Raw genomic sequence first — 14,180 nt, 5'->3', positions numbered from 1 at the left:
TTAATGCGGATTTATTAAGCTAATTACAACGATTGAAAACAAAAAATATGTTCCGTACACGTGTTCACGAGTGGGAGCGTAACCAATACATGTCACTGTAAGAAGTGGCAAAGCCCTTGCGCCTGTAGGCGTGAGGGGTTTTCTTGTTTGGGGGCAGAAATCGTTTGTTTCAAGTTTTATAATTCTTGCCCACAATTTGCCCACATTTTTTTGACTAATCATAGATATTCTTCATGTAGTTTTCGAACTTATTCATGTTATCTGATTCAATTTTTTTAGAGATATGGGCGTATACATCTGATGTGATTTGGATACTACCGTGTCCAAGGCGTTCCTGGATGTATTTCATATCTGTTCCAGTTTCTAATAGTAAAACTGCGTAGGTGTGTCGTAGGGAATGAATAGGGATTGAAGGAAGATTAGCCCTACTTAATATTCTCGAAAAAGCATTAAACAAAGAGGATTTAGGAATGAAGTTACCATCGTTTCTACATAGTACTAAATTTAGATCGTGGTGATATTTTTCATTCCAAGCAAGTTTATTTTGATTCTGATATTTTGCATGGTTTTTTAAATCGTTCGTTAAAGTCTGACTTATACGAATAATTCTGGCAGAGCTATACGTTTTTGTGTCTCCGAACAGGTCGGTTTTATTTTTTGTTGAAAAGTCGAGAGTCTTGTTGATGTTGAGCGTGCTGTTTTGATGTCGATATCCGTCCATTGTAAGGCAGCAGCTTCTCCCTTACGCATCCCTGTCTCAATTAGGACTTTAATCTTAAGCGGCACAAGAGACAAGCCTAGACGCTATCATGGCGTACTAGGTGCTGATTATGAGACTGCTTGCCATGATATCCATAAGGGCGGATACGCCACTGATCCAGGTTATCCAGGTAAGCTAATTGGGTTGATTGAAAAGTACGGTCTAGCCAAATATGACAAGGAGGAAACATCAGTGAAACCAGAGGTAGCGAACGAAATTATCAGCCATTTACAGGGGCAATGGGCTTTCTATAATCAAATGGGGATGAAGGATGAAGCTGTGAGGATCGGGTAATTGGCTGATGAATTACGCGTGGCGAGTGGACAGGAACCACAGAATAAATAACTATAAAACCCTCCTGAAAAGATATAAGAAGGTCCAATGTATCCAATTAATAATAAGTCATTGAGGTAATAGGTTACTTTTATTTCCAAATAAAACCTTTTGAACTTACAACTAGGCATCGTTTCGTCTATTTACAATAAAGAGTCGGTCTGTGTTTATTATGGGTGTAACCTAATTTTACAGAGATTATACATTGAGAAATAAACAACAATCCAATTGTAAAATAATTGTTATAAAAATGGAGAATTTATGAACATATCTGATTACATAATGAAAATAGTGGAATTTAGTGGAATTTAATTGTATGATTTTATTATGTGAATATATTCACATAATAAAATATTAACGGGAGGGTTTTTATGAAAAAATTTGCAAGTTTAATTCTTATAAGTGTGTTCCTTTTTTCGAGTACGCAATTTGTTCATGCGTCATCCACAGATGTTCAAGAAAGATTACGGGACTTGGCAAGAGAAAATGAAGCTGGAACCCTTAATGTAGCATGGAATACTAACTTCAAACCCAGTGATGAACAACAATTCTCTTATAGTCCAACTGAAGGTATTGTTTTCTTAACACCACCTAAAAATGTTATTGGCGAAAGAAGAATTTCACAGTATAAAGTAAATAATGCATGGGCTACATTAGAAGGAAGTCCAACCGAAGTATCGGGGACACCTTTATATGCGGGAAAAAACGTATTAGATAACTCAAAAGGAACAATGGATCAAGAGCTGTTAACACCCGAGTTTAACTATACCTATACGGAAAGCACTTCAAATACAACAACTCATGGATTAAAATTAGGAGTCAAAACCACTGCTACCATGAAATTCCCGATTGCTCAGGGTAGCATGGAAGCTTCTACTGAATATAACTTTCAAAATTCTTCCACTGATACTAAAACTAAACAAGTATCATATAAAAGCCCATCACAAAAAATTAAAGTACCAGCAGGTAAAACCTATAGAGTTTTAGCATACCTAAATACTGGATCTATATCAGGTGAAGCTAACCTTTACGCAAATGTTGGGGGTATAGCTTGGGGGGTTTTACCAGGTTATCCCAATGGCGGAGGAATAAATATAGGTGCTGTACTTACCAAATGCCAACAAAAAGGATGGGGAGATTTCAGAAACTTTCAACCTAGTGGAAGAGATGTAATCGTTAAAGGCCAAGGTACTTTCAAATCTAATTATGGAACGGACTTCATTTTAAAAATTGAAGACATCACAGATTCAAAGTTACGAAACAATAACGGGAGTGGAACTGTCGTTCAAGAGATTAAAGTTCCACTAATTAGAACTGAAATATAGTAAGTCACTTTTTGATTATCCGTCTACTAGGGGTAGCACCACATTGCAATCAAGTGAAGAAATTGGTTGTTGTCCCAAAACGAAAAAAATGAGCTGAATTATTATTAACAACTATGGAAAGATAACGGGAAAGGCCTCTGACGGAAAGTTATAAACCGTCAGAGGCCTTTTTTTATTTCTGTGGTAGTAGTGTTCTATCCTTTTTTTTGGTCAGCTATTACTTTAATAGTGAAAGCCAAAATTTAAAGTAATAACGAACAAATTGTTTGCATGCTCCATTGATATTTGTTGCCAAACTAAAACCGAAATAAGAAGCAAAGAGAAAACAATGTAGGCTATGTTTTTTGAAAACACAGACTTTAACAGGAATAAAGTTACAACAGCACCTATTAATATAATAAACAGCATTATATTAAATACACCGAATACGATAAGTCAACACCCCTCTGTAATACCTTGATGGAGTAGTATATGTTGATTTTATCAATATTTTACCATGTACCTTTAGAATTTGTCGATATTGTGAAATAACCGATATAATGAATGTTTATTGTAACCCCATAACCTTCATTTTTATGGTTAATTTCGTTTGCAATGGCTACCATTCCAGTTGACAAAGCATATGAAATAGCTTGTACAAGTTTTGTTGGCGGAGAAGGAATCAACCCAGAAATCGCAGTAACACCTGCTGTAACTGTCCCTGCTTGTGCCCAAGCGTTAGCTACGTCTCTAGTATTCCTATCTGTCATAGTAAATGCATATCCCCACCAGTAGTAGTTTCCGAAAGATCCAAGTGACGCAACTTTCGAATCCTTTTCAGTAGGGGCAGATAAATCTTTTTTATCTACTGAAAGCTCGCCATCTTTTACTTTAATGTCGCCAGACTCTATTGCACTATTAACAGATGCGGCACAATTCACGTATACCTCGTAAACTTTTTTTCCCACTATCTCTTTAGCAGCAGGATCAACGTGAACCAAGCCATCCTGACCTACTTTAACTATTCAGACATTACAGTAATATTGCCAATAACCTGTTCCTGTAATTTAGATTCAATTGAGGATTGAGCTTGTGACGATGAACTAGATACCTCAACGGGGGAAGCAGCTAGTCCAGTAGTGACGGTTCCCATAATAGTAGCTAAAGACAATGCAGTTGCGAGAAACTTTTTTTCATAACATCATATCTCCTTTGGTTTTAATGTTAAAACTCAAAACTTTTAAAATATTTGTATTAACAGTTAAATGTTACCATAAAATCAATAACATATAACTTTTTTCAAAAAATTACATAAAATTACAGTACCTTTGAGTTTGTTAGGGGATGGGTACAACAAATACCACACCTAGCCTGAAGATAAACATGTAATTTTACCCATTGCATAATTTCCTCATCATCAAATAAAGCAGGAACTCATGTTCGTATTTTAGGAGATGTTTTGATGGCTAGTAAAATCCTTGATCCGCTTGTAAGACAGCCAAAATACCTTGGGGAGCTTGCCGATCGGTTAAGGATTGCAAGGGGACAGGAGCCGCAGAATAAATAACTATAAAACCCTCCTTAATCGGGAGGGTTTTCATTCTTTTTCTTGACAATCATCTCTGCAACCATTTTTCTAATTTTCATGAAAATTTGCAACCAAACATTAGCTATTTAAAAAACTTACTGATCACCTTAAAAAACATAAGATACCCCCTCCACATAGTGTAAGAGGGGGTATCTTATTATCTACTGTATTCTTGAACTTCAAAACTCTCAATATGACTGTAGCTAATGAAGTCTTTTCTAGAATTGAAAGGGCCGATGTTGTATTTCTTATTAACGATGTATGCTTCTCTACCGTTTCCTTTTGCTCTACCTTCATACCATTCGGAAAAGTTTCTGATTTCTTCAGTTGTCATTTCAAATTCTTTGATTAAACCACTATCCATGTAAATAACTAAGAGTGCGTTTCCAGTTGGATTAGGGTTAGGATCGGGATTAGGATTAGGATTAGGATTAACTAAATCTGAAAGGCTTAATTCTAAGAAAGATCCAAGATTCGGAAATTCTCCCATAGCATAAAGTTTATTGTTAATTATTTCAAAATTATTGATAGCCTTATTTAAAGGTGCAACAGGATATTTTATTAATTTTTTTGATTTTAAATCATAATAAAATAAATTCTTATCACTTGGAAAGAAAACCTTTTCATTGTGGACTATTACATTCCTAGGCAAAGTAACTTCTGAAGGCATTTCAGCAATATGTGTCCATGTATCTTGTTCAGGGTCATAATTATAAATAGATGGAGTTTCTCCAGGTTTGGTATAAACAAGTACATAGATTGAGTTGTTTATCTTAAAAGGAATCGTTTCGGAGGTTTTAACAGGCATTGGGTTTTTGATATCCCAACTATTTGTTTTGGTATTGAATACCTCTACAACATCAGTTAAAGTATTATTAATCCCGAATCCACCAAAGGTATAAACATAATCACCTATAGAAATAGCACCCACATTATAACGTGGGGTTGGCATAGGTTGTTTATTAGTCCACTGATTAGAGAATGGATCATACTCTTCAACGACATTGGTTACGGCACTTTCAACTCCACCAATCGCATAAAATTTATCCTGATGCTCTACAAACTGTACTAAATACCTACTAATTGAAGAACTAGATAATTGTTCCCACTGATTTGTTTTAGGATCATAAGTCTCAAGGATTGCTGTATTTCCACCACTTATACTTCCACCACTTACAGTTCCACCATATACATAAATTTTATCATCATAAACTAAACTCCCCATTCCAAATCTTCCTGTTGGCATCGGACTTTTTTCTGTCCAAATATATTCATCTACTTCCGCTGCAAACGAATACGTTTGAAAACTAAACAAGGTCATGATCATCGCAATAGCGAATAGTCCTATTTTCTCTAGGTTCATTTGTCTAACACTCCTACTCTATCTGTATAGAAAGAGAAAAGTGCTTACCTCCTTTATGAGTGTATGTAAGAATAACGAATAAAAAATGTTGTAAGAATATTAGCTATGTCGGCCGACACATTTGCATTATACGAGATTAAATTTCATAAAACAAAACATAAATTGAAAAATATGTAATTAATTATGGTGTATTTTGTATATTTTTTAAAAAATATTTTCTTTTTTAATTTAGATAGTAAAAAATTGTCCGTTGCATAATCTCCTCATCATCTAATAAGATAGGAACATACATTCGTATTTAGGGAGATGTTTTGATGGTTAGTAAAATCCTTGATCCGCTTGTAACGAAATTCATCTTGCCAGAACATGCAGAAATGTTACGCCAGTATCACGAGGATAAGAAACTGATCGAGAAGCCGATTATTGAAGAGGATGAGCTAGCCGAGTTTTGTTACAGGATATCTGACTCACGTCAGTATGACTACGCATTAACAATTAGCTGGTGGAAAGAAACAAAAGAGGGTAGAGGAGTAATTGAATCAGTTTGGGGATGGGTAGAGAAGTTTGATTTAACATATAAACAAATTAAGTTCAAGAACGATGAGGATTTTTGGTGGATTCCTGTTGAAGATGTGGTCAATATAGAATCCTAAGCAGTGAACCTGTGAGGCAGGGATACAGATAACCTCGCCAGTAAGTTGATGGCGAGGTCTTTTTTTCGTCAAAACCTTCATTTACTCGTCAAAGGATTCGACAGAACCTATACGGAATAATGGAGTAGCGGAGGGATGATTCTTATTAAGATTATTATTTTTTTATGTTTTGTCGAGAAGAAATAGATAAAATATCGAAGATAGTGACTATAGAAAACAAAATCAGCCATTCCCAAATAGTTGTTAAGGAAATGTTATGTGTACCAATCCAATAAGGGACAGTGGCTAGAATGACAGACGTTATAACTGTCCATATAAGTCGCCTTTTTACGTATTCTTGAAATTTATTCACTCCTATGGGCTCCTTTCGTTATTCGGTTATACTACTATAATTATGATAAAAAAGCACATTTCATTATGTAATGAAGTGCACTTTTTTTATTTACCCTTCTATTCTTAATCGCAAGCGGAATACCAACGTGTTGGAACATAAAGATAGCAATCTAGATAAATTCCGCAACCCTCATCTTGTTCTAAAAATGACCATAGAGTAAGAGCAGCCGCTGCGGTAGTAAAAGCTGAAAACCAGCTAGGTGGTCTCTTTCCATGTTTCTCCATGAGATATTGAACAGTTCCTATGAAGGTACCTACAGTTACTGAAGTTTTTAGTCCTATTTTATCTTTTAAATCCTCCACAAAGTCATGGGACCAATAAATTTGGAGTCCCCACCAAGTGAAGTCATAATCCCAGTATTCATCATGATCAATAGCCGACATCTTTGATTCATTTTCTTTATCTATTAATGTCCCCTTTGAAGAAACTACCAGTTCGTCCTTAATATCGCTTATTTGAGCGTTGCTTTTGTTGAGTATCTCTAATGCTTTGTCATAGGTATCTTTATCTAAATCTTTCTTTGCTTTTTCTGACAGAGAGAATTGTTTAGTTTTTTCGTCAAGATTAACATATGGTGATACCTTGTTAATGAATTCTTTTGTTAATGTTTGTTTTTCAGACAGTTCTTGGGATTGTACGTTACTACTAGAATGGCTTGAATTGTATGCAAAAGCAGGTGTTACTGAGGAAAACATAGCTAAGCTACAAAGGACAATAAATGATCGACGTAACTTTTTCATAGAGAACCTCCTAAATTTTATCGAAATTAATATACTTATTATAACAAAAAGTCAAAAATTTACAAATTATATGTTCTTAATTCTAGTTATGTCATAATTAGGGAAAAACAGGCGTTTATTGGATCTTTTTCATCAAAATCTCTATTTAATCGTCAAAGGATTCGACAAGCCGTGTAATGAAGTGAGCAATGGGGTGATTTTATGCGATGTAAGTTGAAAGAAATACTGGGGGAACGTGGGGTTAAGCAGAAATGGCTATGTGAACGTATAGGATTATCTACTTCTGCAATGAGCCAAATCGTACGGGGAGAAAGTTTACCTACCCTACCGGTTGCAATTCGCATTGCAAAGGCTCTAAACATGAGTGTAGAAGATATTTGGGAAGAATAATTCCGTTAATGGCGGATTTATATTTGTGAGGACATGCATTTTTGTTTTTTCTCTGCCATACACTGTACCATCAAGATTAAGGAGCTGGTGCAGATGTGGATCGTCCATCAATGGATGGCAGAGCTTTGGTTTATTAATAAGACAAGGGAGCTTACTGACTCGGAAATGACAGAAATGAGCCATTGCATGAGTGCAAACGCACAAAGAGCTTGGGAGATTGCAAAACTCAAAAACGTATTCTTGATCGTCAGTATGACGAACAACACGGACTGGCAGCATGATCTATGTTCAAGGATAGAGAAGATAGAGGAGTTGAAAAAGGAATAAGCCCCCTTCATTTTAAAAAGGGGTATGCTCTCAAATACAACTAAACGGTATCCAAAAGACCGCTAAGACATGCTCAAAAATTTGCCCACAAAATTGCCCACAATTTGCCCACATTTTTTTGAAAAGCGATGATATAATTTGAAACTACAGAACCTGTAAAACATTGATTTAACGCGTGTTTTCGAATTAAAAAATATTGTTTGATTAGAGGAAGTATGTTCCGCACGCGTGTTCACGAGTGGGAGCGTAACCAATACATGAATACGTATTAATCGATCAGAACCCTTGCGCCTGTAAGCGTGAGGGTTTTTCTTGTTTGTGGGTTATACGGTTGAAAAAGTATGTAGCCATATACGCATCCACAAAACACCCGCATTTTTCCAATTAGTCGTAAATATTTTGCATATACTCTTCGAATTTGTCAGTATCGTGTTCATACAGCCCCCCGATGTTGGGAGTACTCAAAAGTATTATCAGGTACTTATCAAAGATAACTCAATATACAACATAGGCATGATAGAGAGTGGTAGTAGTACGCATAAAGTGACAGCATACTTACAAGCTGATACGGAGTAGTACTATACAGCACGAGTCTGGGATCAATACAACAACGCTAGCTTAGTGATAGACAATACCTTAAAACATATAAAGCTCCAATAGCTATTCAATTTGGGGTTTAAACGTGAGGATCACTGTCTTTGTGCTAATGACAGTTTAGGCCCGATTGAATTTGATGCGTTTGGTTTTTCCTACGACTAAACGGGAGCGGGAGTGATATAGATTGGAAATAGCAAAATCGACGGATTTAGAGAAAATGCGTGCTGTCAAAGAAAAGCTGGAGCAAGAGAAAAAGAAACTGCTAGATCAGGTAGACCAACTTGAATAGGAAAAGCGGGATCTAATGCTCACTGTCACAGACATGTACGAGCAAAATTTAGAATCGAACAAGCGGATTACAGCTATCATGATTGCCGTAACAGAGCTGTTTGAACAATTTTTAGAATTACAATCTGGAGGTAATGCCTAATGAATTCAATGGTACCAATCTACTGCTCACTAATTAAATCTGGTGACAAGACTTTGGAATAGGTTCCCCAAAAAATTAGAGATAAAGTTGAAAGTCAATTAAGCGCCAATGAAGCTGATTAGAAGAGCTTTAGGGGCGTTTTTCTTTTGGCTTCGGATGCTAGTGAAAGGGGGTGAGTCCATCATGCCTTTTGCGACCATATATGTATATCTAATATTGGATGGTGACAAACCCTATCCTCAGGTTCCGATTAAAATACGTCCTGAGGTTAAAAGACAACTTACTGTACTTGGGTACGAAGAATTAGCCAAATAGCGCCTTCTCATTTTAAAAGGCGTTTTTTCATGGGGAGATGCGGCTCCTTTTTTACTTTTGCCCCTAGGGGGTGATGAGGAGAAGGGACGCATGGAAGAAATGATTTACAAGGCAGTGATGTCCCAGGGGCCATTTGCTTTTTTGTTTGTATGGTTACTTTTTTCTACCAAAAAAGATGGGAAAGAACGTGAAGCAAAACTCATGAAACACAACGAGAAAATGGTGATTCTGCTCGAAAGAAATACAACTACCCTGCAATAGATTGAACGGAGTTTAGCAGAACTTGGTAGTGATATCCAAGAACGAAAAGAAAAGGTGGGATAAGGAATGGAGATGACCACTGATATCGCTACATTAGCCCCAATTGTTGCGGCGCTAACTGGTGTGTAAAGGGTTTGGAGTTCCGAATAAATTTGCTCCATTAGTCGCTATGGCTTTTTCAGCTCTATTTGTATTTCTTCCAAACGGAGAAGTAAAAACCAATTTACTATCAGCGGTAGTCGTTGGATTACGGCTTCGGGAGCTTATAGCTATGTAAAACCAGACAACGGAGGGAACAAGCAATGAAACCACAAGACTTTATAAATAAGATCGCACCAAGTTCTGTAGCTGACATGAAGAAAACAAAGATACCTGCATCCCTTACAATTGCTCAAGCAATCCTTGAATCAGCTTGGGGGGAAAGTGGACTAATCAAGCGAGGAACCAACCTCTTTGGCATCAAAGGAACAGGCCCATCAGGTGGAGATGAGGGATGTAGCTGTTAGGATCGGGCAATTGGCTGATGAATTGCGCGTGGCGAGTGGACAGGAACCACAGAATAAAAATTAGTTGACGAAATATGTCAGCAACCAAGTTGATTTATATGAGATTTTTGTAACGGAATTGAGCTACTAAAAGTGAGGGCTATCAAGTGTTAACCATGTACAGAAATAATTAAATGGTGAAACTGAAAGGGATTTTTAGGATGTGAATAATAAAAGGTTCCCAACAGAGAAGTAAAATCTAAACTGTTGGAAACCTATTTTATAGACTTAGTGAAACTTTCAAAAAACTATATGCTTATGATTTATAGTACGTAACTTTGAAGGATTTAGTTCCAGTCGATTTACCATAATATTTAAAGCTTGCTGAGCCTGCCTTAACGGTAAAATAATTATTTCCAGGTTGAAGATATCCCGCGTCATCCTCATTAATATGGACCTTTACAGTATTAGAACCCATAGAACCATGATAAATCTCATTTACATTAACACGAATTGTATGATTACCATAGTTACCTAATTCCAGAGTATCTGTACTGGAACTAGAATATCCAGCAATGTTATGCGTAACCGTATCTCCAAACTGTACAGTGCCATTTGCTGTAATTTCCTTAGGTTCAGAGATTTGAGTTGAAGCTGATGCTGGAACTGCGGCTGTAACCATTGCAAGCACTCCTAAAGCAACTAAAGCTTTTCTCAAAATAATCACTCTCCTTAAATGGGTAGGCTATTACCTCTATACAATAACATAATATTGTAATAAATGTAAATATAATACATTTTTAAAAATTATTTTTATTATAAGAAATAATTTTTTATTGGTTAGCAGATTTATTGAACATGTAATTTTACCCATTGCATAGTCTCTTCAAGATTTAATAAAACAAGAACGCATATTCGTATTTTAAGGAGATGTTTTGATGGCTAGCAAAATTCTTGATCCGCTTGTAACGAAATTCATCTTGCCAGAACATGCAGAAATGTTGCATCAGTTTTATGAAGATAAGAAACTGATTGAGAAGCCGAAAATCCAAAGACTGCAATGATCGACTACCAGTATGCATACTGATCTAACAATTTTTCCTATGTAGATGTTGGATAGAACAAACCACCCAGCTTGGCTCGTTTGATTTCGCAGGGTGGTTTGCGGCCATTATTCAGAGGGTTTTTGCCAGTGCGTTCGTCTCCAACGTTAATTCTTCTTGCAGTCCTTGTAAAAATTCACGCAATGTTCTGATTTGACTTACCAGTCCGCTAAGGGCGAATGTGAGTGCGAGTAGAATATCTTCTTTTTCGCTTGGCTCTTTACTCTCATTAGACAGCGTAGAGAGTAGCACTGCGAAACCGAAAGTAGCTTGCCTTTCTAAAGCAAGAATTGCTCTTTGTGTTGCCCTAATTCTTGTTGTTGTAGTAAAAATGTCAACCAAAAGGCTTTTTTGAAAGTCAGTGATCAAAATAAATTCCTCCCTTTATGCAAGCAATTGCTGAATGACGGCTAAAGTTTGTCGTAATTGCTCATTAATATCCTCGAAATCAGCTTTTATTTCGTCAGCTTCGTGCAGGAATTGACTTGTGAGTGTTTTAATATTTTCCTCGATTTCTTCCAAACGTTTACAGAGACTGGCACTCATGGTTCATAACCCCTTTCTGTTCTATGTGAGCAATGCTTGTTCGATTAATCTCTGGATCTCCGTGATGAGAATATTTGATTCATTTGCTTCTACTTTGCTCTCTCTTCTTGTATGTTTTAGTCTGCATTTAAACTTTTTGATGTTGCGAACGATTTTATCAATTTCCTTTTCTGCACACTTGTTATTACTCATCGTATTCCCTCCCTAGTTTATCAGTGGTGTTATATATATAATGCACAAGTGAAGAGAAGGGAAATAGACTAGTATCAAACCAAGAAGTCCATTTTTTGAGAGTCCTAGATATGTACCCATAGAAAAATGCAGAGATTTTACGTCAGCATCACGAGGATAAGAAACTGATCGAGAAACCGATCATTGAAGAGGATGAGCTGGCCGAGTTTTGCTACAGGATATCTGGCTCACGTCAGTACGACTATGCCCTTACGATTAGCTGGTGGAAAGAAACAAAAGAGGGGCGAGGAGTAATTGAATCAGCTTGGGGATGAATAGATAGGTTTGATTCAACGTTTAAACAGATCAAGTTAAAGAACGATGAGGATTTTTGGTGGATTCCTGTAGAAGATGTGATTGGTGTAGAAGCCTAAGTTGAGTATCTTACAATTGCATAGAACGTACTGCCTGTGGGAACAGGGATACGGTCAACACCTCACTATTAATAGCCTAGTGAGGTGTCATTAAATGGCCCGTGACTCACTAGGTTTAAGGAAGAATTTATATAGGTCGCCGTCTCCGTTTTTTCGGCGGCTTTTTGTATTTTTGGGGAAATACTACAGCATAGAATGTATTGTCAGTGAGGCATGGATACTATAATAACCCTCCAGAGTACCGGAGGGCTAACAGCGTGCAGACCTTCATACCTTTCTGTATTTTGTCTACCCGCTGTAAGCACCCAGTGTGGTGCTTTTTTCTTTTGTACTTAATGTTTACATCATGTTGCAATTACTCTGTTTAAATTGTAGTTTCTGTAACAGTAACTCTAGTTTTTACTGCATGATATATGCAATAGGTACACAAAAGAAAAGAAATAAATATATAGGTCATTTTGATAGATATTTTTTCTATGAAACAAGGAAGATGAAACAATGCCTAGCAAACCATTAAAGACCTGTCTGCATTCCAGATGCCCAACCTTAACAAGAGTAACTTATTGTCCTTTACATCAGCAGTATGATCGAGAACGCGGATCATCTACGCAACGTGGCTACGATGCCAAGTGGGGAAAAGCAAGAATAGGATTTTTAAGAAAGCACATCCACTCTGCAAACATTGCTTTGATAAAGGCTTACTCACTGGTGCTACAGTAGTTCACCATATCGTTCCACATAGGGAGATAAGACGTTGTTTTGGGATCGGAACAACTGGTAGCCATAATATGAGCAATGTCATAATCGAAAGAATGCTAGAGAAGATAGAGGCTCTTGAAGATGATTTATCTGTTAGAAAAAATAAAGTATTAGACGAAGTGCCTCATTAAGCTAAACGGAGATTAGTTTGGAAATATTAGCCGCTGTAGTGGAAACAAGTGGTTCTGGGAAAAGTACGTTATTAAAAGCGCTACTAGGGTTTTATTCCCCTGCGGAAGGCGATATAAATTTCTTTGCTAAAAATGCAAAAACTCACACTCTCACGTAGGTGAGAGAATTGATAGCATACGTTCCACAAGATCCGCATTTATTTGAAGGAACGATTGAAGAGAATATTAGATTTGGGAGGCCTGATGCAGAGGAGGAGGAACTTATTGAAGCAGCCAAAGCTGCGTATGCTCACGAATTTATTCTGGGGTTGCCTGATGGATACAAAACCTTCATTGGAGGGGATAAGGTACGTTTATCAGGAGGACAACGGCAAAGAATCGCCATTGCACGTGCTTTATTATCAAAAACTCCTATCGTTTTATTTGATGAGCCTACGTCTGCTCTAGATTCACATTCCGAATCATGTGTTCGTGACGCGATCCGCTCATTAAAGGATCAACGTACCGTCGTGATCGTAACGCATCAAATGCAAACTGCAGAGATAGCAAATGTCATTTTCGTGATGGAGCAGGGTTCTATCGTGGATCATGGGACACCTGATGAGATGAAAGTGAAAGAGAGACATTACCTGCGTTTATTGTAGGGGAAACCACTTCTGACAAAGCAATCTCTATTCATTAGTATAGTACGGTCAATAGCATCTTTGACTTTTTCAGCATGAAATTTACAGAAATATATATAAAAGTTCACAAAATTTACAAACACTTCAATGGAAGAATAATGCTAATATGTTATGGTGAGTCGCAAATGTTTATTTTTTCATAAAATATATTTTTGTGGAATATGTGATTTAGCTTTTACAGTGAGGTCAAAGGTTTTTTGCTGCAACAATATGTCACTCCCATCGAAAAGGAGGCCAAGTATGATCGCATACAACCGCTTCAATTATCCTTGAGTAAAAGAGGTGATGGTAAAATATTTGATAGATTCATATACAAAAAATCTTTTCTCACATCATGATGATTCCTCTGCATAAAGTACCGTCTTTCCTCAAGCGACTCCCTACATCTCTAGACATAACTCTCATAAATCTTA

At 36.8% G+C, this 14,180-nt stretch carries 16 protein-coding genes and 5 pseudogenes; 13 read left to right on the top strand and 8 right to left on the bottom strand.

The features are described from left to right. Positions 1 to 214 precede the first annotated feature (214 nt). Positions 215 to 771: pseudogene (locus tag GOP56_RS07785) on the bottom strand (site-specific integrase); the annotation flags it as partial. Here GOP56_RS07785 and GOP56_RS07780 point away from each other — a divergent pair. Both GOP56_RS07780 and GOP56_RS07775 read left to right on the top strand, forming a co-directional pair. Continuing rightward, a pseudogene (locus GOP56_RS07780) lies at positions 770 to 1,054 on the top strand (glucosaminidase domain-containing protein); the annotation flags it as partial. The pseudogenes GOP56_RS07785 and GOP56_RS07780 sit on opposite strands and share 2 nt — an antisense overlap. 410 nt (positions 1,055 to 1,464) lie before the next feature. Beyond that, entirely contained in the window at positions 1,465 to 2,418 is a 954-nt protein-coding gene (locus GOP56_RS07775) for an ETX/MTX2 family pore-forming toxin (RefSeq protein ID WP_163245316.1), read from the top strand. A 491-nt stretch (positions 2,419 to 2,909) separates the two neighbouring features. Here the strand turns inward: GOP56_RS07775 and GOP56_RS07770 are convergent, their stop codons facing one another. Then, entirely contained in the window at positions 2,910 to 3,398 is a 489-nt protein-coding gene (locus GOP56_RS07770; protein ID WP_163245315.1) for a hypothetical protein, read from the bottom strand. Between the two features lie 744 nt (positions 3,399 to 4,142). Beyond that, positions 4,143 to 5,348, bottom strand: a complete 1,206-nt coding sequence (locus GOP56_RS07765) for a Kelch repeat-containing protein (protein WP_163245314.1) — start codon at positions 5,346 to 5,348, stop codon at positions 4,143 to 4,145. 314 nt (positions 5,349 to 5,662) lie between these two features. Here GOP56_RS07765 and GOP56_RS07760 point away from each other — a divergent pair, with 314 nt between their 5' ends. Then, on the top strand, positions 5,663 to 6,001 hold the full coding sequence (locus GOP56_RS07760; RefSeq protein ID WP_163245313.1) for a YolD-like family protein: 339 nt from the start codon (positions 5,663 to 5,665) through the stop codon (positions 5,999 to 6,001). A 456-nt stretch (positions 6,002 to 6,457) separates the two neighbouring features. Here the strand turns inward: GOP56_RS07760 and GOP56_RS07755 are convergent, their stop codons facing one another. Continuing rightward, positions 6,458 to 7,135 carry a hypothetical protein gene (locus GOP56_RS07755; protein WP_163245312.1) on the bottom strand — a complete coding sequence of 226 codons (678 nt, stop codon included), beginning with the start codon at positions 7,133 to 7,135 and terminating at the stop codon, positions 6,458 to 6,460. Positions 7,136 to 7,336: 201 nt separating this feature from the next. Here GOP56_RS07755 and GOP56_RS07750 point away from each other — a divergent pair, with 201 nt between their 5' ends. The 6 genes and pseudogenes from GOP56_RS07750 to GOP56_RS24255 all read left to right on the top strand — a co-directional run. Further along, positions 7,337 to 7,525 carry a helix-turn-helix transcriptional regulator gene (locus GOP56_RS07750; RefSeq protein WP_022586643.1) on the top strand — a complete coding sequence of 63 codons (189 nt, stop codon included), beginning with the start codon at positions 7,337 to 7,339 and terminating at the stop codon, positions 7,523 to 7,525. A 93-nt stretch (positions 7,526 to 7,618) separates the two neighbouring features. Next, a complete protein-coding gene (locus GOP56_RS07745) occupies positions 7,619 to 7,852 on the top strand; it encodes a DUF7667 family protein (RefSeq protein ID WP_163245311.1) in 234 nt (77 codons plus the stop codon). Positions 7,853 to 8,753: 901 nt separating this feature from the next. Continuing rightward, positions 8,754 to 8,879 (top strand): hypothetical protein, encoded by a 126-nt coding sequence (locus GOP56_RS24175; RefSeq protein ID WP_256380008.1) that lies wholly within the window; start codon positions 8,754 to 8,756, stop codon positions 8,877 to 8,879. A gap of 183 nt (positions 8,880 to 9,062) precedes the next feature. Further along, positions 9,063 to 9,194 (top strand): hypothetical protein, encoded by a 132-nt coding sequence (locus GOP56_RS24170; RefSeq protein WP_256380007.1) that lies wholly within the window; start codon positions 9,063 to 9,065, stop codon positions 9,192 to 9,194. 90 nt (positions 9,195 to 9,284) lie between these two features. Beyond that, entirely contained in the window at positions 9,285 to 9,455 is a 171-nt protein-coding gene (locus tag GOP56_RS07735) for a BhlA/UviB family holin-like peptide (protein ID WP_254068669.1), read from the top strand. 302 nt (positions 9,456 to 9,757) lie between these two features. Continuing rightward, positions 9,758 to 9,937, top strand: a pseudogene (locus tag GOP56_RS24255) (glucosaminidase domain-containing protein); the annotation flags it as partial. 319 nt (positions 9,938 to 10,256) lie between these two features. Here the strand turns inward: GOP56_RS24255 and GOP56_RS07725 are convergent. Beyond that, positions 10,257 to 10,667 (bottom strand): hypothetical protein, encoded by a 411-nt coding sequence (locus tag GOP56_RS07725; RefSeq protein ID WP_254068668.1) that lies wholly within the window; start codon positions 10,665 to 10,667, stop codon positions 10,257 to 10,259. Positions 10,668 to 10,878: 211 nt separating this feature from the next. On the opposite strand from GOP56_RS07725, the gene GOP56_RS24165 reads away from it, so the two are divergent. Further along, complete coding sequence (locus tag GOP56_RS24165; RefSeq protein ID WP_003343663.1) at positions 10,879 to 11,004, top strand: hypothetical protein; 126 nt, start codon at positions 10,879 to 10,881, stop codon at positions 11,002 to 11,004. A 111-nt stretch (positions 11,005 to 11,115) separates the two neighbouring features. On the opposite strand, the gene GOP56_RS07720 is transcribed toward GOP56_RS24165, so the two are convergent. The 3 genes from GOP56_RS07720 to GOP56_RS07710 are packed head-to-tail and all read right to left on the bottom strand — an operon-like array spanning position 11,116 to position 11,781. After that, complete coding sequence (locus GOP56_RS07720; RefSeq protein ID WP_022586652.1) at positions 11,116 to 11,412, bottom strand: hypothetical protein; 297 nt, start codon at positions 11,410 to 11,412, stop codon at positions 11,116 to 11,118. Between the two features lie 15 nt (positions 11,413 to 11,427). Further along, a complete protein-coding gene (locus GOP56_RS07715) occupies positions 11,428 to 11,589 on the bottom strand; it encodes a hypothetical protein (protein ID WP_003343659.1) in 162 nt (53 codons plus the stop codon). A gap of 21 nt (positions 11,590 to 11,610) precedes the next feature. Beyond that, positions 11,611 to 11,781: a hypothetical protein gene (locus tag GOP56_RS07710; protein ID WP_022586654.1), complete on the bottom strand. Its 171-nt coding sequence runs from the start codon at positions 11,779 to 11,781 to the stop codon at positions 11,611 to 11,613. Positions 11,782 to 11,915: 134 nt separating this feature from the next. On the opposite strand from GOP56_RS07710, the pseudogene GOP56_RS23875 reads away from it, so the two are divergent. The 3 genes and pseudogenes from GOP56_RS23875 to GOP56_RS07690 all read left to right on the top strand — a co-directional run bounded on the left by GOP56_RS23875 (position 11,916) and on the right by GOP56_RS07690 (position 13,728). Continuing rightward, positions 11,916 to 12,194 (top strand): annotated as a pseudogene (locus tag GOP56_RS23875) (YolD-like family protein). Positions 12,195 to 12,692: 498 nt separating this feature from the next. Continuing rightward, positions 12,693 to 12,914 (top strand): hypothetical protein, encoded by a 222-nt coding sequence (locus GOP56_RS07705; RefSeq protein ID WP_163244155.1) that lies wholly within the window; start codon positions 12,693 to 12,695, stop codon positions 12,912 to 12,914. A gap of 208 nt (positions 12,915 to 13,122) precedes the next feature. Then, positions 13,123 to 13,728, top strand: a pseudogene (locus GOP56_RS07690) (ATP-binding cassette domain-containing protein). Positions 13,729 to 14,180: the final 452 nt, after the last annotated feature.

It is taken from the genome of Brevibacillus sp. 7WMA2 (assembly GCF_010748895.1).
GTDB classification, from domain to species: Bacteria; Bacillota; Bacilli; order Brevibacillales; family Brevibacillaceae; genus Brevibacillus_B; species Brevibacillus_B halotolerans.
This window is presented reverse-complemented; position numbering and strand designations above follow the sequence as displayed.